The following is a 23,216-nucleotide window of genomic DNA, read 5'->3' as shown; positions in this document are numbered from 1 at the left end:
GGCTTCGGTGGTAAATTCAAGCCGTTCAAGCAGGAGAGCGCTGCCGTAAAGATGGCAGCCACCGAAGGCGCAAACTTCCATAATCGCTCAGGTCCCGTACTGCCCGGAAACACACAGCCGTCTGGAGAGACGCCGCATGCAATATGCGGCGCACCGAAGGAGCAAGGCCGAGGCGAAAGCCGCGGCTGAATCTCTCAGGTAACAAGGACAGTGGAAGCGGCCGCAAGCAGGTGATGGCTTGGCGGTTGCCACAATTCTTTCTTTGAATTCAAGCACCCCTCAAGGCATTGCGCTTGCGCAACTGCAATTTCTACTTGAGAAGGAATCGCCATGAAAGTCATGGTTTTGGGTGCGGGTGTCACGGGGGTCACGACGGCCTGGTATCTGGCGCAACGTGGGCATGAGGTCACGGTGGTCGAGCGGCGCGGCGCGGCCGCGATGGAAACCAGCTTTGCCAACGGCGGGCAGATTTCCGTCAGCCACGCGGAGCCCTGGGCCAACCCGGGTGCGCCGCTCAAGGTGCTGCAGTGGCTGGCGCGTGAAGACGCGCCGCTGCTGTTCCGGCTGCGGGCCGATATGAACCAGTGGCTGTGGGGCCTGGAGTTTTTGCGCAACTGCACGCCGGCGCGCACCGCGCAAAACATCCGCCAGATCGTGAACCTGGGCATGTACAGCCGCGGCGCGCTGCAAAAGCTGCGGGGCGAACTGGGGCTTGAGTATGACGCGAAGACCCAAGGCATCCTGCACTTCTACACCAGCCAGGCCGAGTACGACGCGGCGCAGGAGCCGGCGCGCATCATGCGCGAACACGGCTGCGAGCTCGACATGAAAACCGCCGATGAATGCGTGGCCATAGAGCCCGCGCTGGCGCAATGCCGCGGCAGCATCGTGGGCGGCAGCATGACGCCCAGCGACGAGTCGGGCGACGCGCAGGCCTTTACTTCAGCGCTGGCCGCGCGCTGCGAGCAGGCGGGCGTGAAGTTTCTCTACAACACCAACATCCTCGACGTGCTGGCCGGCGGCGGGCGGCTGGAGGGTGTGCTGGCGGCCAGAGGCAGCGGCGAAGCGGGCGGGCGTGTGGAAACCCTGAAGGCCGATGCCTACGTGATGTGCCTGGGCGCCTTCAGCGCGCCCTGGGCAAAGCGGCTCGGACAAAGCCTGCGCATTTACCCGGCCAAGGGTTATTCGGTGACGCTGCCGGTGATCAATGAAGCGGTCTCTTACCAGGTGAGCCTGACCGACGACGAATACAAGCTGGTGTTCTCGCGTTTGGGCAATCGCCTGCGCATTGCGGGCACGGCGGAACTCAACGGCTACAACACCGAGCTGAACCTGGTGCGCTGCCAGGCCATCGTGCGCCGAGTGAAGCAGCTTTTCCCGGAAATGACGGACGGCGAAGGCGCACAGTTCTGGACCGGCCTGCGCCCCGCAACGCCGAGCAATGTGCCCTACATCGGCAAGAGCAAGACGAGTAACCTGTTCCTCAACACGGGCCACGGCACGCTAGGCTGGACGCATGCCTGCGGATCGGGCGCGGCGATTGCCGACATCGTGAGCGGGCGCGTGCCGGAGCTGGACTTTGCGTTTACCGGCATGCCGGCGCCCGGCCGCACCATGGCTTTGTCGAGTATGGCGAAAGCCTGAGCGCGGGCGGGCGCAGCGTCAGCAGGCTTTGGGCGGACACGGTAATATCGCCCTCCGTTCATCAGCCAGCTTATGCAGCCATGACACCCACCACGAACACACCGCCCGAGGGCCTGCCCATTTATCGCCTGCTCACAGGCCCGGATGACGCGAGCTTTTGCCACCGTGTCAGCGAAGCCCTCGCACTGGGTTACGCGCTTTACGGCTCGCCGGCGGCGACCTTCAACGGCGAGCGCGTGATCGTGGCGCAGGCGCTGCTCTGGCCTTCGGCAAGCAAGAGCGGCGAATGAGCGCGTCCCGGCCCCTCAACCCCGCGACGCTGCAGGCCATGGCGGATTTCCCGCGCCAGCTGGAGGCGTTTTACGCGGCCATTCCCGAAAGCCACCGGAACTGGACGCCGCCATCGTGGGAGGGCATCCCGAGCGAGACCTTCTCGGCCCTGGGACAGATCTGCCATGTGCGCGACATTGAGGTGGACGGCTACCACGTGCGCATCCGGCGCACGCTTTCGGAAACAAACCCGGTGCTGGCATCGCTGGACGGCTATGCGCTGGAGCGGGAACGCGGCTATGCAACAACCGATGCGCGGCAAGCCCTGGCGGCGTTTCGCGCGGCGCGCGCCACAACCATGGATATGCTCACGGGCCTGGCACCCGGAGCACTGGAACGCACCGCCGAATTCGAAGGCTACGGCGCGCTGACATTGCGCAGCCTGGTGCACTACCTGTGCAGCCATGACCAGCAGCACCTGGCCGGCCTGCAGTGGCTGCTCGGCAAGATGGATGCGGCCGGCGCCACGAGGGCCGACGGCAATTTGTAACGCCGCCCTTATCAGGAAAGGCGCTTTTCGCGCTACCTTGTCGGCCCCTTTTTCAGTAAAAAAACCACAGCTGGGCGGGGGTATTCCCGCTTTATGACCCTTTAGAGTCGGCCCACTTGTAAGTAGAAGTTAATTCAGCCTCACACTGAGGAAACGGCTTCGCGGCCGTGCTTTCCGCAACTGCGGCTCAATCAATGACTACTGGGATGATCGACATGAAGGTTTTATTGCGTAATGTGGCTGTGTTGTCGGGCGCGGCGCTGGCTCTGGGTTCTGCCGTGGCACAAACCGAAACTCCGCCCCCCAAAAAAACCAGGGCCGCTGCGGCGGCGCCGGTTGAAAAATTCACCGGCCCACGCGAAAAAATGGTCGTGGCCATGCCCAAAACCTACGGCAAGACCGAGACCATGGCCCTGTGGGGCGATTACTTCAGCCACCTGTCGCGCTGCGCCAATGTGGAACTGCAGAACGCCCAGGGCGACTCGCTGGAGCGCACCAGCAACGTCGACATCCTGGGCGAGAAGGAACTGATCGAGGCGCTTTCGACCGGCAAGGCCCAGATCGGGCAAGTGAACCCCGGCCTGGCCGCGCAGATGGTGACCGCCGGGCAGGCCGCGCCCTTCGCGGTGCCGGGCAACAAGGCGACGGGCCAGCGCAATTCCTACAAGCTGATTTTGATCACGCGCATCGACAGCCCGTACAGGGAGCCCAAGGACCTGGTGGGCAAGAAGATCGCGCACACCACGCCCACCTCCAACTCGGGCAACCTGGCGCCGCGCGCGCTGTTCCCGGCCCTGGGCCTGACGCCGGACAAGGACTACGAGGTGGTTTTTTCGAACGGGCATGAGCGCTCGGTGACGGGCGTGATGCATGGTTTTTACCCTGCCGCCGCCGTGGCCAGCGATTTGTACCAGCGCATGGTCGTCAAGGGCGACGTCAAGGGCTCGAGCATTCGCACGATCTGGGAAAGCCCGCCCTTCATGACGGAGACCTGGACCATGAACAAAGAGGTGTCGCCGGAGCTGCAGGCCAGGGTCAAGAAATGCTCGTTCAGCTACAGCTTCTCGCCCACGCTGAAGAAGCAGCTGCCCGGCAACGACACCTTCCTGCCGATCAATTTCGACCGCGATTTCGCCACGGTGATGCAGGTCTATCGCTCCACCCAAAAGAAATAAAGCCCCCACGCTTTTCACTTCGTGTAATGCGCTGCCCCCCGGGGGGGCCGCCCGCCTGCGGTCTGGCAAAGCCAGTCCCGCGGCTCATGCTGGGTTGAAGAGTCCTTGGGCACAAACCTGGTGGTGGGGTATTTCACCAGCGGGGGCCGAGGGTCCGGCCTTGGCCTGTCCTTAGCCTGTCGAAGGGCCGGCCCAAGGCGCCGCCCCCTTGAGGGGGAACAAGCTACACGCAGTGAGCCTGGACGGGCGTGAGTGCTTTCACGGCGAGTTTGCTTTTGCCGCTCAGGCGCATGGCCTGCAGTGCCGTACGCGTGCTGGCCGGCAAATCCAGGCCTTGCGCCAGTTTCAGTTCCAGCAGCAGCTCCAGCAGGGGCGACAGGTCTTTGCGCGGTGCGCCGGACTCCACCTCTGCCATGGCGCACAGCAATGCGAACACGGCGGCAGGCATGGCGGCATGGGCCTGCGCGGCGGCTGCCAGGCTCTTTGCCAGGCGCGGGCCTTTGACGAGCGGCGTAGCCCACAGGCGCGCCAATGTCCGGCCCATGGCCGTCACGTCCAGGCGCCCGTCTTGCATGCTGCGCACCAGCGCGTCGACCGCCAGTGCGCCCTGGCCCGGTTCTTTGCCGGCCAGGCCCACGGCTAGCAGCAGGCATGCCATCGGCGTCATCGGTGTGGTGGGCTGAAGCAGCACATCCAGGTAGGCGCGGTTTTGCCACTCCGCTGCCCACCAATCCACATTGTTGCCAAGGGACCGTGCGCCTTCGGCAAAAAAAGGCTCCAGGTTGGAGGGCTGCAGGCTGGCGGCAAAGCCGATGGTGGACGCGTCGATTTCGGTTTGCCATCGCTCGCTCGTCAGGTGCTTTGCGCACAAAGCCATACCGTGGTGGTGCGAGCCAGCTCGTTGCGGCTCGGGCCTGCAAGTGATATGCAGGGTGTGAAATACGGCATAGCCGGCTTCGCTGGGCTCGCTGCTGCTGACATGCCAGTCCAATTGCGCGGCAGCCGGGCCATCGGGGCCCAGGCCGCCAAAGGCTGCCAGCGTGAGTGGATCGTCCATGCGGGGTGAGCGTATGCGGGCAGCAGCCACGAACAATGCTTGCGCAGCGTCATCATGCGGCACGGCCACCGTGTCCCCCAGCGCATGGCGAAGGGCTTGCACCACCGGTTGGTCCCTCAACGTGCAGGCCTGTTGCAATGCGCCGCGGGCGGCGTCCGCGTCCACGCTGGCGGGCACCAGGCGCATCAACGCAAACACCTGCTCTGACAAGGGTAAGACCGCATCCGCCTGCCGGCAGGCCGCGATGCGTGCCACCAGTTGCCGTGGGTCTATGAAGCCGCCGCGGTGCGTGGGCGCAGACAAAGGTGTCAGGCCCAGGCCGGCAGCGGCTTGCGACATCAGGCCGAGCGTGCGCTGGGCGATAAAGTCATGGGTGCTGACCTTGCCTGCCGAGGAGTCCATGGATGCCATGTCGGCGGCTTGGTCGCCCAGTGCGCACGCCATAAGCTGAGCCAGCGCAAAGCCCAGCGGCTTGCTGCTCCAGTCCAGGCGCCTGGCGCGCTTCTTCAAAGCCAGGAACGCCGCCCGGTCTGCCGCGGGTATCGGGGCCAGGCGTACCAAGGCTTCTGCCACGCGCTCCCACTCGTCTACATCGGCCGGATTTTCCAAGGCGTAGGCCATGCGCTCGACCAGGTCGGCTACCTGGGCCAGGGGTTGCAACGCGCGGCTGGCGTCAAGCGGCGAGAGCCTGGCAGGCGCGGGAAGCAATGCAGGGGCCGATGCACCGGCGCCTGCCGGCGGCCGCGTGCTGGCCACTGCAACGGCTTGCGCAACGCCCACCAGCTTGCCCAGCGCGGCCTGGTTGACGGCCGACACAAACGGCAGGTAGCCGCGCGCCACCTCCTGGCCTACAGCGTCCAGCCCCCAGCTTTGCAGGCAGGCAATGACTTTTTTCTGCACGTCCGGGGCCGCATGGGCCAGCGCATGCGCGGCCATGGCGCTGATGCCGGCGGCACGCGCGGGCGTGTCCCTGACCACCTGGCCTAATAGCTCCAGCCCCGACAGCACGCGGCCTTTGACGGCGGAGGTCACCACGGGCTGCATGGCCTCGCAGACCTGCGTATCGTCTATGTGGCCCGCCTTGTACAGGTGCTCGAGGGCATCCATGGCCAGGCCCACGGTGGGCGCAATACGGCTGTGGCACAGCGCCAGGTAGCGGGGTGCAAAGGCGGCCATTTCATCCACGGCGGGGGCCAGGCGCTCGTGAAAGCGCGAGAACCAGCCGGACTTGAATTGCGGCCAGTCGCAGGCCAGGGCACCCAGGGTTTTGTCAAGTAACTGGGTTCGGGTATAGACGCCGCGTTCGCACAGGGTCAGGAAAGCCTGGGTCCAGGTCAGCGCCGGGTCGTGGCAATACTTTTCAACGGCCGCAAAGCTGCCATCCGATGTGCCCTCGTGGCCAAACAGCTGCAGCAGATGCGGTGCCAGGCCGGGGTCCGCGTCCACGTGGTTGAGGACAATATTGGACTCGGCCCGCAAGTCACCAAAAAAGAGCGCTTGCAGATACTCGTCGGTTTGCGGCCGCTCGATCAGCCCGGCGACGATGGCGCGGTGAACATGGCGCCGGTAGTGCCAGTTGTGCTCGCCACGCAGTTGCTCCTCAATGGGCTGGCTTGACGGCGCGGGCTGATAACGTTGCCTGAAAGCGGCAATGTCTTGCACGCCGATGTGCATCCAGTAGTCCGCCGCTGGATGCCCGGAGGTGCAGAGGAAGCGGGCCAGGTCGATGGCGCGAAACAGCCTGTTGGCCTGGTGCTTGTCCAGGGCCTGGGTCGGGTTCGCGGGGTTGGGCTGCTGCGGCCTGAGCATGCGCCAGCGCGCGTGTACCAGCCGCTCCACGGCAGGCAGGCTGGCGGCGCGTTCGGCGGGGCTCATGGCATCGACCAGGTCCATCACACCGGTGATGTCGCCGGCCAGTATGCAAGCTTCAAGCGGCGAATCGCAGGCGGGCTGTGAATCAGTTTCTGGCATCGATTTGCGGAGGCTCGGAAGAGTTCAGGTTCAGTGCGGCTTGTGCGGCCAGCACGTGTTTGCACGGGCCGCGTTCACCCTGGTGTTTGGCAAACCATGGGCAGGTGCAGCGCATCAGGCCGTCCAGCTCGCGCACGCGGTAACTCACGTCGGCGCTTTGCACGAGCGCTTCCAGCGGCGTGGTGGACACCAGATGCACCGCCCCCTCGCGCAGGAGCGCGCGGGCATCAGCCAAACGGGGGGACATGTCTTCCAGCAGACTCAAGTCAAAGGGCAGCACGCGGTGGAAGTAGGCGCTGTGCGCCAGGTCAAATCCCACCAGGCCCGCGACGCCTAGCACCTGCAAGGCCTTGTCCACATCGGGCACTGGCCATTGCAACTGCTCGGCCAGCGCGCCCGGGCGCAAGGCATCTTGCCAGTTGAGCTGCGCGCGCACTGCGGAAACGGGACGGCGTTCGTCCGCCAGCATGAGCGCATGCAGCGCCTGACCCTCCCCCGAGAACCCCCGCCAGACCTCGGCGCTGAGCACCAGCGTCAGCCGCATGTTTCCAAAGTCCAGGCACCAGGCGCTGGCTTGCTGTTGGGCATCGGCGTACAAAGTCAGGGTTTTGGCCTTGGGCAACAAGCTTTCCAGCACACGCAAGCGGGTGCTGTCGGTAAAGCGCACACCGGTGCCATCGCCCTGCGTGGTGGTTCGCAGGCCTTGCGGGCCGGCCATCACCCAGAGCGGTGTCTTGCTCGTGGAGGCTTTGGGCAGGCCGCGCAGAAAACGCAAGGCAGGGATGGCGTCCACTTCAAATACCTTGTGCATGGCGGCCTGGTAAGCCTGCACGGCCACCATGCTGCGCAACCAGCGCAGGGGCAGTTCCACTTTTTTCTCTACCACCGAGGCGCCCGCCGTGCGCAGCGAGAATTCGGTGCGCCCGACCGACAGCGCCAGACCATCGGCATCCCGCACCTTGGCCAGCGCGGCGCGCATGGTGGCATTGAAGTCGATATTGGTCGTTCCCTTGCCGGCGATGTCTCCTGTGTAGGCCTGCGGCTCCATGTCCACCCGTATGTAGGTGCTGCAGCAGGCCGAAAAACCCTCCAGCCGCAACATGCCACCGCCGGATGTGACCACGGGGTCGGCCAGCATGATCGCCAGGCCCACGCTGTTGGCTGGCGTGAAAAAACGTGAACCCACCAGCAGGTGCACGGCGCTGAGCAGCTGCGCGGCGAGTTGTGGCTGGTGCAGCACGCCGTCAAAGAAATGCGGGTGGGGACTTGCGCCAGGGGACGAAGTGGCCAGCCTCATGTGCGCGCCGCCGGAAAATTCCAGTGACGACGGTTCGGCGTAGCGATAGGTGTGGGCGAAGTGGGCCATGAACGGAGCGATGATGTCATATCCGGTTGGGGGCCGCGGGACTGGCTTTGCCAGACCGCAGGCGCCGCCCCCTTGAGGGGGGAACAAGCTACACGCAATGAGCTTGGACAGGGGGGAGCCTCTAGCCTCCGGTGAGCCTGGACGGGCGTGATTCGCTAAGCAAGGGGTGCACGGTGCCCCAAAGGCTTTCGTCGAGCACGCGCTGCAAAGTGCGCAACAGCTGGTCGTTGGAGGTGTAGGCCTTCACCAGCACGGCTTCCACGCGATCGCTTTCCTTGGAGACCGTGTCGCTCGCGGAGAACACCACCACGGGCGGCGCTGGGTTCAACGCTTCTATGGTGTCCAGCAGCTCCCAGCCGGAGCCGTCTTTCAGCGTGAGGTCGAGGAGCACCAGGTCGTAGTGGTGCTTGTCCAGTTGTTCGCGCGCCTCGTGCAGCGAGCCGGCGAACTCAAAGGTCGCGAAATCCTGGGCAATGGTGGCGGCGATGCGCTGGATGTCCAGGTCGTCCTCGACATGCAAAATGCGCGGCCTGCCTTCGGCCATGTTGGCAATGGCGCGCTGAAGGCTGAGGATGAGCTTGTTTTCGTCGATGGGTTTTTCGAGCCAGGTCGAAACCGCGAGCGGCTGGTTGTTGAATTCCAGCTCGCCGGCCTCGGCATTGGCCGACACCACCACGATGGGCAGCTCGCGCGTGCGCTCTTCGCGGCGCAGCGATCTGATCAAGCTGATGCCGTCCAGGTCCGGCAGGCCCAGGTCGACGGTCATGGCGGCGTAGGGCCTGCGCACGACCTGCTCCATGGCCTGATCGGCGCGGTGGACCAGGTCGGCATCAAACCCACCTTTGTCGAGCATCAGCTTGATCAGATGGGCGATGTCGCGGTCGTCCTCGCAGACCAGGATCAGTGGCCTTGCCGGCCCGTTGTGCCTGGCCTTGTTTGCGGGGGCGCTGACTTCTTCCACCGGCAGCGCAGCCGCTTCTGGCAGCTCGAAATAGAAAACCGTTCCCACTCCTGTCTGCGAGGTGAAGCCCACGCTGCCGTTCATGCGCTCCACAATCGCGCGCGAGATATTCAAGCCCAGGCCGGTGCCGCCTTTCTGCCGGGTGTCCGATGTATCGGCCTGCGAGAACTTCTGAAAAATGCGCTTGCGGAACTCTTCGGGAATGCCGGGGCCGCTGTCAATCACCTCGACCCTGACCCGCCTGTCGCGGCACTGCAGCCTGACAAACACGGTGGATTCGGCGGGTGAGAACTTCACGGCGTTGGAGATCAGGTTGGTGGCGGCCTGGGTCAGCCGGTCACTGTCGACACTGACTCTGACTCCTTCCGTCCGTACATCCAGGGCCAGTTTGACCTTGTGCTGGCCCGCGAAGCCTTCATTGGCGACGAGGATCTGTTCCAGCAAGGGCCGCAGCTCCACGGCCTGCATATCGAAACGCATCTTGCCGGATTCGATTTTTTCGCTGTCGAGGATGTCGTTGATGAGCCGTATGAGCCGCTCGCAATTGCTGGTGGCGATGCCGACGAGGTTCTTGGCCATAGGCGGCAGGTCTCCGGCGACGCCGCCGACGATCAGGCCGAGCGAGCCGCGTATGGACGTCAGCGGCGTGCGCAACTCATGGCTGACGGTGGAGACAAACTCGCTCTTCATGCGGTCGACACGCTTGAGCGCGGTCACATCGGTGCCCAGCGAGTAGAAGCCCAGCACCTTGCCTTCATCCTCGCCTTCGCCGTAGCGCGGAAAGTACTGCATGACATAGTCGCGCACCTGGCCGTCTGTGGTTTGCTGGACGCGGTCATACTCGGCCGCGTAACCCGCCAGGGCCTCCTCGATCTTGACGCGCTCTTTTTCGTAGAGCTCCTTGCCCATCATCTCGCGCATGGTCTTGCCGCGGACCTGGTCGGGTTTGAGGCCAAAGCGCTCTTCGTAGGCGAGGTTGTGGAACTGGAAGCGCTGCTCGGCGTCGATGTAGGCAATCAGCGCCGGCACGGTGTCGGTGATCTGGTGCAGCTGCGTTTCGCTGGCATGGAGCGCGAGGGTGCGCTCCCGAACACGCTGCTCCAGGGTTTCATTGGCGCTCTTGAGCTCTTCGTTGACGCGCTGGATGGTCGAGTGGCTGCCGATGAGGTCGACCGCCGCATACAGCAGCAGCACCACCAGCACCGCCGAGAAAATCAGCAGGTAGCGGCCGTAGCGCTCGCCCTCCACCCCTGCATTCTGCTGCTCGGCCGCCAATGCGTCGTTGGCCTCATCCAGCAGTTTTCCAGTCGGTGCCGAGGAAATGCCGACGAGGAGTTCATTGACTATTTTCTGTTCGCGCAGCACCGTCTGGATGTGCGCGCGGAAAATTCCCAGCCTGTCCGCTATGCCCGGCGGGGCAAGTTGCAGCTTGCCGTCAAGCCGGTCCAGCTCATCCTGTATCTCGCCCCCTTTTTCGCCGGTCGGGCTCTGGCTGTACAGCATGCTCGCAAGCAGCAGCCGGCTGACACTGCCCGAGATTTCCCGGAACGCCGACTGCGCGGCGCCGCGGCCTCCAAGGGACTGCTGGACGTCCTCCGCCGCCGTGGGAAGAAATGCCAGCGAGTTGCGCAGGATCGAATTGTGCGATTTGAATTGCTCGATCAGGGTGGCCTTGTCCTGGACAGCGCGCCGTAGCGTCGAGACCCTGGCCACCTCACCGGATGCATCGTGTTTGTGGGTGTCGGCGTCCGCCTGCATTTCCTCCAAGAGCCGGGCCATCTCGCCCTGCTGGTCGGCCAGCGCATCGTAGTGGGTGTTGATGCCGATCCTGGACTTCAGCACGTCCAGCTCCCATTGCGCGTCGAGCTGCTTCAAGTGCCGCAGCACGGCAATATCCTCAAAGTAATGCGACTCGTCGAAGCTCTGGGTTTTGCTGTACAGGAATACCAGGATGAACAGCAGCACGGCGCTGACCGCCGCCATGGGCACCCAGGCCAGTCGATTCGTTTTTTTCACGGTTTGGGGTCCAGTTCGCCGGTGAGGGTATTGAGGAAGCGGATGATGGCGTCCTTGTCTTCCTTGGAGGCGACACGGCCGAGCTGGTACCGAAACATGATGTCGACGGCCTCGTCCAGTGTTTTTGCCGAGGCATCGTGGAAGTAGGGTGCTGTCAGCGCGATGTTGCGCAGGCTGGGCACCTTGAAGACGTATTTGTCGCTTTCCACCTTGGTGACAAGGTAGCGGCCGAGGTCGGCCTCGGTCGGGTTGCCGCGTTTTGCGAAGTAGTCCCCCATGACGCCGAACTTCTGGAACATATTGCCGCCCACATTGACGCCTTGATGGCAGGCGACGCAGCCGTATTGCTTGAACTTCGCGTAGCCGGCTTTCTCCGCAGGGGTGATCGCATTGGCGTCGCCGCGCAGGTATTTGTCAAAGCGCGAGTTGGGCGTGATCAGGGTGCGCTCGAAAGTGGCGATGGCATTCTGGATGTTGGCCTTGGTGACGCCGTCCTTGTAGGAGGCGGCGAACGCGGCCTTGTACTTGGGGTCCTGCGAAACCTTCTGGACCACCTCCGCCCATTGCGAGCCCATCTCGACCGGGTTCTGCATGACGTGGTCGGCTTGCGACTCAAGCGATTCGGCGCGGCCGTTCCAGAACTGCTTGAAATTGAGCGCGGCATTGAGCACGGTCGGGGCGTTGACGCTGGTGAGGCCGCCATGAAGGCCCACCGAGCGGTCGCGCCCGTCGCCGCCGCCCTTGCTGATGTCGTGGCAGCTGGCGCAGGAGATGCGGCCGTTGCCGGAGAGGCGCGTATCGCGGAACAGCTGGCGCCCGATTTCCGCGCGGGCGGGGTCCTGTTTAAGCGTCAGGGGAACCGGTTGTATCGGTTCATCGAGCAAAGGCGCCGCGGCGGCGGCGGGCGATGCCCAGGCGGCTGTGGCTGCCAGAAGCAGCGCCGCAAGACGCGTTACGGCCGGGTGTGCACCGGCCTTCCCAGGCCGCATGCAGTGCCTGCTCCCGCGGACGTACGCCAACACCGACTTTGTTATTTGCACGGCTGCTGTCCTCCTGATCGTTAACTGCAACCAGTCTCAATCAGAGCACGTTTATCAGCCGCGCCGCAAGGGCATTTCCCGAGTGGGCATATTTACCAACACTATGTAAGAAAATGCTTCGCCTCCTTCAAATAGAGGAGAACGGGAATCGCCGGTGCGCTCAGTCTTTCGCCCACCCAGTTTGTTAGAACTTTTTATTTCATCGAGCCGAACACCTTCTTGAGGATGGCGCTGCCGGTGCCCACGGGGTCCTGGCGGATTTTCTTTTCTTCCTCACCGATGATGAGATAGAGGCCGTCGAGTGACTTGCCCGTTACGTATTGCTGAATGTTGGCGTCTTCTTTTTTGACCAGGCCGAACCCGGCGGCCTTGCCGGCGAACTCGTTGTATTTGTTGGCCAGCCCGACCTTTTCGGTGGCCTTGGTCACCACGGGCAGGAACTTCACGCCCAGGGGTGCGCGGGTCTTTTCAGCGAAGAAGGTGGTGACCGAAGTCTCGCCACCTGTGAGGATGTTCTTGGCGTCGTTCACGTTCATGCCGCGCACCGCGCTGACCAACAGGTCTTTGCCCATGGGCACGGCCGCCTCGGCGGCGCGATTGATGGAGGTGACCAGTTCGTCGATGCGCTTGCCCTGGCCGAAGTTTTTCAGCAGTTTTGACGCGTCTTCGAGGTAACCGGGCAAAGGAATTCGAACTTTTGGGTTGCCGAGGAATCCATCCGTCTTGCCCAGCAGGGCGACGGCCGCGATGGCGCCTTTTTCGAGGGCGGTTTTCAGGCCGGAGGTGGCGTCGGCGTTGCTGATGCCGGCCAGGTCTCCGAGCGATAGCGCGTGGGCCTGGTGGTAGGTGGCCAATATCAGTGCGCCCAACGCGCTGACGCCGGCCTGGTTAAAATTGCGACGTTGCATGATGAGGTCCTTCCCATGAAATTGACATCCAGCCAGACAGTATGCCGCATGGCGCTGGCCGGCATTTTGGCGCTGGCGGCCCTGGCCGCGCTACCCGGATGCACAGGCGCGCAGGCCGCGCCGGAGTCGACTTTCGTGCTCCTGGACGGCAGCAAAAAAACCACCGCCGACCTGAAGGGCAAGGTCACCCTCGTCAATTTCTGGGCCACCAGCTGCGTGACCTGCGTGGCCGAAATGCCCAAGGTCATTTCCACCTACAACAAATACCGGAGCCAGGGCTACGACACCCTGGCCGTGGCCATGAGCTACGACCCGCCCAGCTACGTCGTCAATTACACCGAAACGCGCAAGCTGCCGTTCAAGGTGGCCATCGACAACACCGGCGCGGTCGCCAGGGCCTGGGGCGACGTGCAGCTCACGCCCACCACCTACCTGGTGAACAAGCGCGGCGAGATCGTCAAGCAGTATGTCGGTGAGCCGGACTTCGCGGCGCTGCACCAGCTGATCGAGAAGCTGCTGGCCGAAACTTGAAGCGTTTCGCCGCCCCCAAATGAAAAGCCGGTTCAATGAACCGGCTTTTTTCTTGTCCCGCGGATGGAGATATCCCTCATTCAAGCATGCGCCGCGGAACTGGCTTTGCCAGGCCGCAGGTGCAGCCCCCTGCAAGGGGGGACAAGCTACACGCCGTGAGCCTGGACGGGGGTGTTACTGGTTTCTGAAGCTATCGTGGCAAGCCTTGCAGGTGCCGGCCGTGGAGGTGAACGCGGCCTTCAGCGTGTCGAGGTTGCCGGTTTTGGCGGCGGCCGCCAGCTTGYCGGTTTCGGCGACCAGCTTTTCATGGCCCTCCTTGAACTTGGCCTGCTCGGTCCAGATCTCGGGCTTGGCCTTGGTGTTGCCGCCTTTGTCGGTACCAGGTGCAAAGCCGGCCCATGGGAGCTTGGCCATGTCGGCCACGATGTCGGCGTTTTCAGCAGCGACTTTGGCGTCAAACGGGATACGGCCATTGGCCATGGCACCGAGGCGGCCGAAGTGCTGGCCCATGACAAACAGCGCGCTCTGGCGGTATTTGATGGCGTCTTCAGGCTTGGCAAACTGCGCCGAAGCAGGGGCGGCCAGGGCCATCAGGGTGGCGGCCGCGGCGATACAGGCAAATGCTTTCATGGGGATCCTCGTAGGTTTATTCTTGAGATGGGGACAATGGCAACGCAGCTTGCCTGTTGCCATGTGGCTGAGTTTAGCGGCGGTCGATAAGTTCCGCAGGAACTTATGCTCTACGGGAAAGCACCAAGCCTGCAGCGGGCCGGCCGCGGACAATGCCCTGCACAGAACAACCTACATGAACGAGGAGTGAGCATGTACACCAATAAAAACCTTCATAAGGTGCGCGTGTGGGATCTGCCCACACGGTTTTTCCATTGGGCGCTGGTCGCCTGCGTGATCGGCCTGGCCGTCACGGGAACGGTGGGGGGCAACGCCATGGTCTGGCACTTCCGCTTCGGCTATACGGTGCTGGCCTTGCTGCTGTTTCGCATCATCTGGGGTCTGGTGGGCGGGCGCTGGTCCCGTTTTGGCGCCTTCATCTATGCGCCCCAGAGCGTCATCAACTACCTCAAGGGCCAAGGCAAGCCCGAGCATGGCGTCGGCCACAGCCCTATCGGCGCCGGGTCGGTTTTTGCCATGCTGGGTTTCCTGGTCGCCCAGGTCGGCACGGGGCTGCTCAGCGACGACGAGATCGCGTTTGCCGGCCCGCTGACGCGCTTTGTTTCCAACGCCACGGTCAGCCTGACGACCAACTACCACAAGAACATCGGCAAATGGGTGTTGCTGGCGCTGGTGGTGCTGCACATCGCGGCCATTGTTTTTTACCTGAGCCGCAAGCACAACCTGGTGGGCGCCATGCTGCATGGTGACAAGGAACTGGTGGTGCCGGCGCCGCCCTCGCGCGACGACACGGTGTCCCGTGTGGCCGCGGTTTTGATCCTGGCTGTTTGTGCCGGCGTGGCCTACTGGGTCTCCACACTGGCGGCGCCGGCTTTCTGAGGCCCGCCGCAGGTCCAGGCCGGGGCTTGCACGGGGCGGTGCCGGCGTAAACCACGTTAAACTGGTTGTCGACTTTTCGCCGCTGACCCCGTGCAACGTCCCTCCATCCAGTTCATCACACCCGACTCACCTGAGGAGCTGGCCGCCACGCGGCTGATTTTTCGCGAGTACGCGGAACAGCTGGGCGTGGACCTGTGCTTCCAGAACTTCGAGGCCGAACTCGCTGAACTGCCGGGCGAGTACGACGTGCCCGAAGGCGCGTTGCTGCTGGCGCTGGTGGACGGTGATGTTGCCGGCTGTTGCGCGCTGCGCGCCCTGGATTCGGTCGACTACCCCAATGCCGGCGAGATGAAGCGCCTCTATGTGCGCAAGCCCTTTCGCCGTTTCGGCCTGGGCCGCCAGCTCGCGGAGGCCATCCTGGACGCGGCGCGCGTGGCGGGATACCACTCGGTGCTGCTGGATACGCTGGACGACATGGAGTCGGCGCGCGCGCTGTATGCCGAACTCGGATTTACCGAGATCCCGCCCTACTATCACAACCCCATCGCGGGGGCGCATTACCTCAAGGTAGATCTGTAGGGCCAAACAAAAAGCCACCGGGCTCGCGCGCGGTGGCTTCCTGGCGAGGAGTCTCCTCTCAGCCCTTGGCTTGCGCCAGCAATGTGGCCGCGTCGCTGACTTCAAATTTGCCGGGGCCTTCCACATTGAGGCTGGCAACTTTGCCGTCCTTGACGAGCATGGAGTAGCGGTTGCTGCGCAGGCCCATGCCGCGCGCGGACAGGTCCAGCGTCAGGCCCGCGGCTTTCGCAAAGTCGGCGCTGCCATCGGCCAGCATGCGCACCTTGTCGCCGGTCTTCTGGTCGCGCGCCCAGGCGCCCATGACGAAGGCGTCGTTCACGCTCAGGCACCAGATCTCATCGACACCGGCGGCCTTGAACTCGGCGAATTTCTCCACGTAGCCGGGCACATGCTTGGCCGAGCAGGTGGGCGTGAACGCGCCGGGCAAGGCGAACAGGGCGATGGTCTTGCCGGCAGTGGCCTTGGCCACGTCGACCGGGTTGGGGCCTATGCTGCAGCCATTGCCTTCGACTTCGGAAAATTCCATCAGTGTGGTGGCCGGAAGGGTGTCGCCTACTTTAATCATGGTGTGCTCCTCTGAAAATAATGGATAGGTTGAAAATCAACCTCCGCAGTTTAGTGCGGAGGCGGCTAGCGTGCGCTCACTGTGCAAAAGCCGATGAAGCGCTGAAGGTCATACCCGGCGCCGGCACAAATAAAAACGGCCCACCTAGGTGAGCCGTTTTTTTAGACTGGCGATCGCCGGCCCCAGGTCAACCCGGGACTTAAACGTTCACAGCCTTTTCAACCAGGCGGGTCACAACCCAGTTCTTGGTCTTGGAGATAGGACGGCTTTCGGTGATCTCGATCACATCGCCCATGTGGTACTCGCCCTTTTCGTCATGGGCGTGGTACTTGCTGGACAGGGACACGATCTTGCCGTAGAGCTCGTGCTTCACACGGCGCTCGACCAGGACCGTGACGGTCTTGGCGCGCTTGTCGCTCACCACCTTGCCGATCAAGGTGCGCTTGAGGGATTTTTTAGCTTCCGTCATTTTTTGGCTCCTTGCTTGACGATGGTTTCGGCCAGGATAGTCTTGGCGCGAGCGATGCTGCGACGCGTGGAGCGCAGCGTGGAAGTGTTGGTCAGTTGCTGCGTGGCTTTTTGCATGCGCAGGCCAAAGTGGGCTTTTTGCAGCTCTTTGACTTCAGCTTTCAGGCCGGCAACGTCTTTTTGGCGCAGTTCAGTAGATTTGGTCATTGTCATTTCCCCTTACTGGCCAATCATGCGGCTGACGAAGGTGGTGCGCAGCGGCAGCTTGGCGGATGCCAGGCGGAACGCTTCGCGGGCCAGCTCTTCAGGCACGCCGACGATTTCAAACACGATCTTGCCGGGCTGGATTTCAGCCACGTAGTACTCTGGGTTACCTTTACCGTTACCCATACGCACTTCAGCAGGCTTTTGGGAGATCGGCTTGTCCGGGAAGACACGGATCCAGATACGGCCGCCACGTTTGACGTGACGGGAAATCGCACGGCGTGCGGCTTCAATTTGACGAGCAGTCAGGCGACCACGGTCGGTGCATTTGAGACCGAAGTCACCGAACGCAACCGAGGAACCCCGGGTTGCGACGCCGGTGTTACGGCCTTTTTGCTCTTTGCGGTATTTTCTGCGAGCGGGTTGCAGCATTTTGATTCTCCGTTAATAGACCGATTACTCGGTCTTGGCACCGTCAGCTGCTGCAGCTGGCGCGGCTTTACGGACGCGCTTAACGGTGGTTTTCGGGGCTTCGCTACCTGGGGTAGCTTCAGCCGGCTTGTCGCTTCCATCTACCGGAGCGGTGTTGGTCGCACCGCGCGGTGCGCGAGCACCACGTGGAGCAGGACGGTCGGAACCAGGACGATCGCCAGGACGTGCATCACGGCGTGGGCCGCGCGGCTTGCGTTCTTCGTCGGCCGGTGTTTCCGCCATCTTGGCGCCTGGCGCATCGTTGCGGCCCAGCGTGTCGCCCTTGTAGACCCAGACCTTGACGCCGATCACACCGTAGGTGGTCTTGGCTTCAGAGGTGCCGTAGTCGATGTCGGCGCGCAGGGTGTGAAGGGGCACGCGACCTTCGCGGTACCACTCGCAACGAGCGATTTCAATGCCGTTGAGGCGGCCGGACGACATGATCTTGATGCCCAGGGCACCCAGACGCATGGCGTTTTGCATGGCGCGCTTCATCGCACGGCGGAACATGATGCGTTTTTCAAGCTGCTGGGTGATGCTGTCAGCGATGAGCTTGGCATCAATTTCAGGCTTGCGAACTTCTTCGATGTTCACGGCGACCGGCACGCCCAGCTGGCGGCTCAGTTCTTTCTTGAGGTTCTCGATGTCCTCGCCTTTTTTGCCGATCACGACGCCCGGACGTGCCGAGAAGATCGTGATGCGGGCATTCTTGGCGGGGCGCTCGATCAGAACGCGCGAAACCGCGGCGTTCTTGAGCTTGCCCTTGAGGTACTCGCGAACCTTGATGTCTTCAGCCAGCATGCCGGCGAAGTCACGGTTGCTTGCGTACCAGCGGCTGGCCCAGTTGCGGCTAACTGCAAGGCGAAACCCGGTTGGGTTGATTTTTTGTCCCATATCCTGCTGCCTTTAGTTGCCAACCACCACGTACACATGGCACGTGGGCTTGCTGATGCTGTTGCCGCGGCCTTTTGCGCGCGCGGAGAAACGCTTGAGCGTGGCGCCTTGCTCGACGTAGATGGTTTTCACCTTCAGTTCGTCGATATCAGCACCGTCGTTGTGTTCAGCGTTGGCGATGGCGGACTCAACAACCTTCTTGATGATTCCAGCAGCTTTTTTCTGCGTGAAATTCAGGATGTTGAGGGCTTGATCCACTTTCTTGCCGCGGATCAGGTCAGCGACCAGACGGCCCTTGTCGACCGACAGACGAACGCCCCGGAGGGTTGCACGTGTTTCCATGGTCTTTCCTTACTTTCTCACAACTTTTTTGTCAGCCGGATGACCTTTGAAAGTCCGGGTGAGTGCGAACTCGCCCAGCTTGTGGCCAACCATTTGATCGGTGATGTAGACAGGCACGTGCTGCTTGCCGTTGTGCACGGCGATGGTCAGGCCGATGAACTCGGGCAGGATCATGGAGCGACGCGACCAGGTCTTGATCGGCTTTTTGTCCTTGTTGGTAACGGCCTTGTCGGCTTTTGCTACCAAATGATGGTCGACAAACGGACCTTTTTTGAGTGAACGTGTCATGGGTTAGCCTTACTTCTTGCGACGCGAAACAATCATCACTTGCGTGCGCTTGTTGTTGCGGGTGCGGTAGCCCTTGGTCAGGTTACCCCATGGGTCGACAGGATGGCGGCCTTCGCCGGTCTTGCCTTCACCACCGCCGTGCGGGTGGTCGACCGGGTTCATCACCACGCCGCGAACGGTCGGGCGAATACCCATCCAGCGCTTCACACCGGCCTTGCCGAGACGGCGCAGGCTGTGTTCTTCGTTGGCGACTTCACCAATGGTGGCGCGGCACTCGATGTGGATCTTGCGAACTTCACCGGAGCGCATACGCACCTGGGCGTAGGTACCTTCGCGGGCCAGCAGCGTTGCCGAGGTGCCGGCGGAGCGGGCGATTTGCGCGCCCTTGCCGATTTRCATCTCGATGCAATGGATGGTGGAACCCACGGGAATGTTGCGGATCGGCAGCGTGTTGCCGGCGCGAATCGGCGCTTCCGAACCGCTCACCAGCGTGGCGCCGACTTCAAGGCCGCGAGGGGCGATGATGTAGGTGCGCTCGCCGTCGGCGTAGCAGAGCAGGGCAATGTGGGCGGAACGGTTGGGGTCGTACTCGATACGCTCGACCTTGGCCGGAATGCCGTCCTTGTTGCGCTTGAAGTCCACCACACGGTAGTGGTGCTTGTGACCGCCGCCTTTGTGGCGAACGGTGATGTGCCCGTTGTTGTTACGGCCGGACTTCTGGAATTGTGGCTCCAGCAGCGGCGCGTAAGCTTCACCCTTGTGCAGGTGGTCCCGGGAAATCTTCACCATCCCGCGCATGCCGGGGGAGGTGGGTTTCATTTTAATGACAGCCATTACGCAGTCTCCCCGCCGAGGTTGAGCTCTTGACCGGGCTTGAGCGTCACATAGGCCTTGCGAACGTTGTCGCGGCGGCCGATGGACTTGCCAAAGCGCTTGGTCTTGCCCTTGATGTTGAGAACGGCGACCGACTGGACGTCCACCTTGAACATCAACTGCACAGCGGCCTTGATTTCAAATTTGGTGGCATCCTGCAGCACCTTGAAGGTCACGGCATTGGTCTTGTCGGCGATCATGGTGGCCTTTTCGGACACGATGGGCGCGACCAGGACCTGCATCAGGCGGCCTTCGTCGAATTTCAGTTTTGGAGAAGATGGGTTACGGGCGCTCATGCGAACATCTCCTTGAGTTGGTCCATGGCGGCCTTGGTGACCAGAACCTTCTTGTAGTGAACCAGCGACACCGGATCGGCGTAACGGGGCTCAACCACGAGGATGTTCACCAGGTTGCGGGAAGCCAGGTACAGGTTTTCATCAACTTCATCAGCGATGACCAGCACCGAGTTGAGGTTCATGGCCTTGAACTTGTCGGCCAGGACCTTGGTCTTGGGCGAGTCCACGGTCAGGGAGTCAACCACAGCCAGGCGGCCTTCGCGAGCCAGCTGCGAGAGGATGGACGCCATGCCGGCGCGGTACATCTTCTTGTTGATCTTCTGCGTGAAGTTTTCGTCAGGCATGTTCGGGAAGATACGACCGCCGCCGCGCCACAGGGGCGAAGACGTCATACCGGCACGAGCGCGACCGGTGCCCTTTTGTTTAAAAGGCTTCTTGGTCGAGTGGCGGACCTGCTCACGGTCTTTCTGTGCGCGGGTGCCTTGGCGGGCGTTGGCCTGGAAGGCCACGACCACCTGGTGAACCAGGCTTTCGTTGTATTCGCGACCAAACACGGTATCAGGCACGTCCACTTTGGACGAAGCCAGACCTTGGTCATTCAGGAGTTCGACCTGCATCAGTTCGCTCCTTTAGCAGCGTTGGCGGGCTTGGCCTTGATCGCGGCGCGAACCGTGACAAAACCACCTTTGGAACCAGGCACAGCGCCGCGGATCATGAGCAGCTGACGGGCTTCGTCGATGCGCACGATGTTGAGGTTTTGCGTGGTCACGGTGACGTCGCCCAGATGGCCCGTCATGCGTTTGCCAGGGAACACGCGGCCGGGATCCTGCGCCATACCGATGGAGCCGGGAACGTTGTGCGAACGGCTGTTACCGTGCGACGCGCGTTGCGAGCTCATGTTGTGGCGCTTGATGGTGCCGGCGTAGCCTTTGCCGATGGAGGTGCCCTGCACGTCCACCAGCTGGCCCACGGCAAACACGTCGGCTGCGGGCACAACGGTGCCGGCAGCGTATTTGCCTGCGACGTCTGGCGTCACGCGGAATTCTTTCAGGATTTCACCAGCTTCAACGCCTGCTTTCGCAAGGTGGCCGGCGGCCGGCTTGGTCACACGCGATGCTTTGCGCGCGCCGAATGCCACTTGGAGGGCATCGTAGCCGTCATTTGCTTCGGTTTTAACCTGGGTCACGCGGTTGTTGGATACATCCACCACGGTGACAGGAACTGTGTCCCCATCATCCGTGAACAGACGCATCATGCCAACTTTGCGGCCCAGCAACCCGAGGGAGTTGCTCAGACTCATGATGTGTTCTTTCGTAACTTTCACCGCTGCGACTTCAATTGGCCGCAGACGTTTTGACGTGAAAGACAGTTAATAAAACCGCCCAATCCATACAGGCAACAAAGCCAATATGCAATGGACAGCCCAAGAGTATAGCCCAGGCTGCCAAAAATGGCAAACCTGGGCTAAAACCTGTCGATTTGGGGCCCGGCTTGTGGCCGAAACCCCGATTTTTCGCTTACTGCAGCTTGATTTCGACGTCCACGCCGGCCGGCAGGTCGAGCTTCATCAGGGCGTCCACGGTTTTGTCCGTAGGGTCCACGATGTCCATCAGACGCTGGTGGGTGCGGATTTCCAGCTGGTCGCGGCTCGTCTTGTTGACGTGGGGCGAACGCAGGATGTCGAAGCGCTTCATGCGGGTTGGCAGGGGCACGGGGCCCTTGACAATCGCGCCGGTGCGCTTGGCGGTGTCAACGATTTCAGCTGCCGACTGGTCGATCAGCTTGTAGTCAAACGCCTTCAGGCGGATGCGGATTTTTTGCTTGGTGGCCATGGTAATTCCTTAGTGATTCGCAGAATTACGCAATGATCTTTGCCACGACGCCGGCGCCGACGGTCTTGCCGCCTTCACGGATGGCGAAGCGCAGGCCTTCTTCCATGGCGATCGGGTTGATCAGCTTGACGGTGATCGACACGTTGTCGCCTGGCATGACCATTTCCTTGCCTTCTGGCAACTCGATCGCACCGGTCACGTCCGTYGTRCGGAAGTAGAACTGGGGACGGTAGTTGTTGAAGAAAGGCGTGTGRCGGCCGCCTTCGTCCTTGCTCAGAACGTAGATCTCGCCGGTGAAGTGCGTGTGCGGCTTGATGGAGCCGGGCTTGCACAGCACCTGGCCGCGCTCGACGTCTTCRCGCTTGGTGCCGCGCAGCAGGATACCGACGTTGTCGCCGGCCTGGCCTTGGTCCAGCAGCTTGCGGAACATTTCCACGCCGGTGCAGGTGGTCTTTTGCGTGTCCTTGATACCGACGATYTCGATTTCTTCGCCGACCTTGATCACACCGCGCTCGACACGGCCGGTCACGACGGTGCCGCGGCCGGAGATGGAGAACACGTCTTCCACGGGCATCAGGAAGGCGCCGTCAACTGCGCGCTCCGGCAGGGGAATGTAGGTGTCCAGGGCTTCTGCGAGCTTGAAGATCGCGCCTTCGCCGAGTTCGCCCTTGTCGCCTTCCATGGCCAGCTTGGCCGAGCCGTGGATGATGGGGGTCTTGTCGCCGGGGAAGTCGTACTTGTCCAGCAGTTCGCGCACTTCCATTTCAACGAGTTCGAGCAGTTCGGCGTCGTCGACCATGTCGCACTTGTTCAGGAACACGATGATGTAAGGAACACCCACCTGGCGAGCCAGCAGGATGTGCTCACGGGTCTGGGGCATGGGGCCGTCAGCGGCCGAGCACACCAGGATCGCGCCGTCCATCTGGGCGGCGCCGGTGATCATGTTCTTCACATAGTCGGCGTGGCCTGGGCAGTCCACGTGGGCGTAGTGGCGGTTCGCCGTCTCGTATTCAACGTGGGCGGTGTTGATGGTGATGCCGCGCGCTTTTTCTTCGGGCGCCGCGTCAATTTGGTCGTAGCCCTTGGCTTCGCCGCCGAACTTCGATGCCAGAACGGTCGTGATCGCCGCCGTCAGGGTCGTCTTGCCGTGGTCCACGTGGCCAATCGTGCCTACGTTGACGTGCGGCTTGGTCCGCTCAAATTTGCCTTTTGCCATTTTTCTCTCCAGATAAAGAACATGCCCGTGTACGGTTTAACGTCTGCACTGTGTTGCTGGTTCGCTTCGCACGGGCACAAAGCGGCACACAATCGCAGACAAGAAAAAAAGCTGCCGGCCCGCATGGGTCGGCAGCTGACGTTACTTACTTGGCGCGGGCAGCCATGATGGCTTCCGACACATTGCGCGG

At 62.4% G+C, this 23,216-nt stretch carries 26 protein-coding genes and 1 riboswitch; of the genes, 7 read left to right on the top strand and 19 right to left on the bottom strand.

The window, feature by feature from the left end; all coding sequences use genetic code 11:
• Window positions 1–111: 111 nt before the first annotated feature.
• Window positions 112–220, top strand: a riboswitch (glycine riboswitch).
• A gap of 110 nt (window positions 221–330) precedes the next feature.
• From AC1DXS_RS11675 to phnD, 4 genes are all read left to right on the top strand, one after another.
• Complete coding sequence (locus tag AC1DXS_RS11675) at window positions 331–1,644, top strand: D-amino acid dehydrogenase (RefSeq protein ID WP_477737661.1); 1,314 nt, start codon at window positions 331–333, stop codon at window positions 1,642–1,644.
• An 80-nt stretch (window positions 1,645–1,724) separates the two neighbouring features.
• Window positions 1,725–1,934: a DUF1737 domain-containing protein gene (locus AC1DXS_RS11670; protein WP_477737660.1), complete on the top strand. Its 210-nt coding sequence runs from the start codon at window positions 1,725–1,727 to the stop codon at window positions 1,932–1,934.
• Complete coding sequence (locus tag AC1DXS_RS11665; protein ID WP_477737659.1) at window positions 1,931–2,464, top strand: DinB family protein; 534 nt, start codon at window positions 1,931–1,933, stop codon at window positions 2,462–2,464. The genes AC1DXS_RS11670 and AC1DXS_RS11665 overlap by 4 nt, the downstream gene beginning before the upstream one ends.
• 215 nt (window positions 2,465–2,679) lie before the next feature.
• Entirely contained in the window at window positions 2,680–3,639 is a 960-nt protein-coding gene (phnD, locus tag AC1DXS_RS11660; RefSeq protein WP_477737658.1) for a phosphate/phosphite/phosphonate ABC transporter substrate-binding protein, read from the top strand.
• A 223-nt stretch (window positions 3,640–3,862) separates the two neighbouring features.
• Here the strand turns inward: phnD and AC1DXS_RS11655 are convergent, their stop codons facing one another.
• The 5 genes from AC1DXS_RS11655 to AC1DXS_RS11635 all read right to left on the bottom strand — a co-directional run bounded on the left by AC1DXS_RS11655 (window position 3,863) and on the right by AC1DXS_RS11635 (window position 12,958).
• Window positions 3,863–6,667 carry a DUF6493 family protein gene (locus AC1DXS_RS11655; protein WP_477737657.1) on the bottom strand — a complete coding sequence of 935 codons (2,805 nt, stop codon included), beginning with the start codon at window positions 6,665–6,667 and terminating at the stop codon, window positions 3,863–3,865.
• Window positions 6,654–8,033: an SWIM zinc finger family protein gene (locus AC1DXS_RS11650; RefSeq protein WP_477737656.1), complete on the bottom strand. Its 1,380-nt coding sequence runs from the start codon at window positions 8,031–8,033 to the stop codon at window positions 6,654–6,656. The genes AC1DXS_RS11655 and AC1DXS_RS11650 overlap by 14 nt, the downstream gene beginning before the upstream one ends.
• A 121-nt stretch (window positions 8,034–8,154) precedes the next feature.
• Window positions 8,155–11,010, bottom strand: a complete 2,856-nt coding sequence (locus AC1DXS_RS11645; protein WP_477737655.1) for a DAHL domain-containing protein — start codon at window positions 11,008–11,010, stop codon at window positions 8,155–8,157.
• Window positions 11,007–11,999, bottom strand: coding sequence for a cytochrome-c peroxidase (locus AC1DXS_RS11640; protein ID WP_477737654.1), 993 nt, complete (start codon window positions 11,997–11,999; stop codon window positions 11,007–11,009). Before AC1DXS_RS11640 ends, AC1DXS_RS11645 begins: the two co-directional genes overlap by 4 nt.
• Before the next feature lie 245 nt (window positions 12,000–12,244).
• A complete protein-coding gene (locus AC1DXS_RS11635; protein ID WP_477737653.1) occupies window positions 12,245–12,958 on the bottom strand; it encodes a DUF4197 domain-containing protein in 714 nt (237 codons plus the stop codon).
• A 15-nt stretch (window positions 12,959–12,973) separates the two neighbouring features.
• Here AC1DXS_RS11635 and AC1DXS_RS11630 point away from each other — a divergent pair, with 15 nt between their 5' ends.
• Window positions 12,974–13,489, top strand: a complete 516-nt coding sequence (locus AC1DXS_RS11630; protein ID WP_477737652.1) for a TlpA family protein disulfide reductase — start codon at window positions 12,974–12,976, stop codon at window positions 13,487–13,489.
• A 174-nt stretch (window positions 13,490–13,663) separates the two neighbouring features.
• On the opposite strand, the gene AC1DXS_RS11625 is transcribed toward AC1DXS_RS11630, so the two are convergent.
• A complete protein-coding gene (locus AC1DXS_RS11625) occupies window positions 13,664–14,119 on the bottom strand; it encodes a c-type cytochrome (protein WP_477737651.1) in 456 nt (151 codons plus the stop codon).
• 192 nt (window positions 14,120–14,311) lie between these two features.
• On the opposite strand from AC1DXS_RS11625, the gene AC1DXS_RS11620 reads away from it, so the two are divergent.
• Window positions 14,312–14,998, top strand: coding sequence for a cytochrome b/b6 domain-containing protein (locus AC1DXS_RS11620; protein WP_477737650.1), 687 nt, complete (start codon window positions 14,312–14,314; stop codon window positions 14,996–14,998).
• Between the two features lie 90 nt (window positions 14,999–15,088).
• Window positions 15,089–15,577, top strand: coding sequence for a GNAT family N-acetyltransferase (locus AC1DXS_RS11615; protein WP_477737649.1), 489 nt, complete (start codon window positions 15,089–15,091; stop codon window positions 15,575–15,577).
• A gap of 58 nt (window positions 15,578–15,635) precedes the next feature.
• Here the strand turns inward: AC1DXS_RS11615 and AC1DXS_RS11610 are convergent, their stop codons facing one another.
• The 13 genes from AC1DXS_RS11610 to tuf form a co-directional block, all read right to left on the bottom strand.
• The gene (locus AC1DXS_RS11610; RefSeq protein WP_477737648.1) at window positions 15,636–16,142 is read right to left on the bottom strand and encodes a redoxin family protein; all 507 of its coding nucleotides are present in this window, start codon (window positions 16,140–16,142) and stop codon (window positions 15,636–15,638) included.
• A 199-nt stretch (window positions 16,143–16,341) separates the two neighbouring features.
• Window positions 16,342–16,611 (bottom strand): 30S ribosomal protein S17, encoded by a 270-nt coding sequence (gene rpsQ, locus AC1DXS_RS11605; RefSeq protein ID WP_477737647.1) that lies wholly within the window; start codon window positions 16,609–16,611, stop codon window positions 16,342–16,344.
• Window positions 16,608–16,817: a 50S ribosomal protein L29 gene (gene rpmC, locus AC1DXS_RS11600; protein WP_007866523.1), complete on the bottom strand. Its 210-nt coding sequence runs from the start codon at window positions 16,815–16,817 to the stop codon at window positions 16,608–16,610. The genes rpsQ and rpmC overlap by 4 nt, the downstream gene beginning before the upstream one ends.
• A gap of 12 nt (window positions 16,818–16,829) precedes the next feature.
• On the bottom strand, window positions 16,830–17,246 hold the full coding sequence (gene rplP / locus AC1DXS_RS11595; RefSeq protein WP_007866520.1) for a 50S ribosomal protein L16: 417 nt from the start codon (window positions 17,244–17,246) through the stop codon (window positions 16,830–16,832).
• Window positions 17,247–17,270: 24 nt separating this feature from the next.
• The gene (rpsC, locus tag AC1DXS_RS11590) at window positions 17,271–18,179 is read right to left on the bottom strand and encodes a 30S ribosomal protein S3 (RefSeq protein ID WP_477737646.1); all 909 of its coding nucleotides are present in this window, start codon (window positions 18,177–18,179) and stop codon (window positions 17,271–17,273) included.
• 12 nt (window positions 18,180–18,191) lie between these two features.
• Window positions 18,192–18,521 carry a 50S ribosomal protein L22 gene (rplV, locus tag AC1DXS_RS11585; RefSeq protein WP_007866508.1) on the bottom strand — a complete coding sequence of 110 codons (330 nt, stop codon included), beginning with the start codon at window positions 18,519–18,521 and terminating at the stop codon, window positions 18,192–18,194.
• A 9-nt stretch (window positions 18,522–18,530) separates the two neighbouring features.
• Complete coding sequence (gene rpsS / locus AC1DXS_RS11580) at window positions 18,531–18,809, bottom strand: 30S ribosomal protein S19 (protein ID WP_007866503.1); 279 nt, start codon at window positions 18,807–18,809, stop codon at window positions 18,531–18,533.
• Window positions 18,810–18,818: 9 nt separating this feature from the next.
• Window positions 18,819–19,643 (bottom strand): 50S ribosomal protein L2, encoded by an 825-nt coding sequence (gene rplB / locus AC1DXS_RS11575; RefSeq protein WP_477737645.1) that lies wholly within the window; start codon window positions 19,641–19,643, stop codon window positions 18,819–18,821.
• The gene (gene rplW / locus AC1DXS_RS11570; RefSeq protein WP_007866498.1) at window positions 19,643–19,978 is read right to left on the bottom strand and encodes a 50S ribosomal protein L23; all 336 of its coding nucleotides are present in this window, start codon (window positions 19,976–19,978) and stop codon (window positions 19,643–19,645) included. Before rplW ends, rplB begins: the two co-directional genes overlap by 1 nt.
• A complete protein-coding gene (gene rplD / locus AC1DXS_RS11565) occupies window positions 19,975–20,595 on the bottom strand; it encodes a 50S ribosomal protein L4 (protein ID WP_007866495.1) in 621 nt (206 codons plus the stop codon). Before rplD ends, rplW begins: the two co-directional genes overlap by 4 nt.
• Window positions 20,595–21,278, bottom strand: a complete 684-nt coding sequence (gene rplC / locus AC1DXS_RS11560) for a 50S ribosomal protein L3 (RefSeq protein ID WP_007866493.1) — start codon at window positions 21,276–21,278, stop codon at window positions 20,595–20,597. Before rplC ends, rplD begins: the two co-directional genes overlap by 1 nt.
• Before the next feature lie 217 nt (window positions 21,279–21,495).
• Window positions 21,496–21,810 carry a 30S ribosomal protein S10 gene (gene rpsJ, locus AC1DXS_RS11555; protein ID WP_007838118.1) on the bottom strand — a complete coding sequence of 105 codons (315 nt, stop codon included), beginning with the start codon at window positions 21,808–21,810 and terminating at the stop codon, window positions 21,496–21,498.
• A 25-nt stretch (window positions 21,811–21,835) separates the two neighbouring features.
• Window positions 21,836–23,026 (bottom strand): elongation factor Tu, encoded by a 1,191-nt coding sequence (gene tuf, locus AC1DXS_RS11550; protein WP_036840184.1) that lies wholly within the window; start codon window positions 23,024–23,026, stop codon window positions 21,836–21,838.
• Between the last annotated feature and the right edge of the window lie 190 nt (window positions 23,027–23,216).

Source organism: Polaromonas sp. P3_B1 (genome assembly GCF_056402935.1).
The sequence above is the reverse complement of the archived record's forward strand: the minus strand, read 5'-3'. Positions and strand labels throughout refer to the sequence as shown.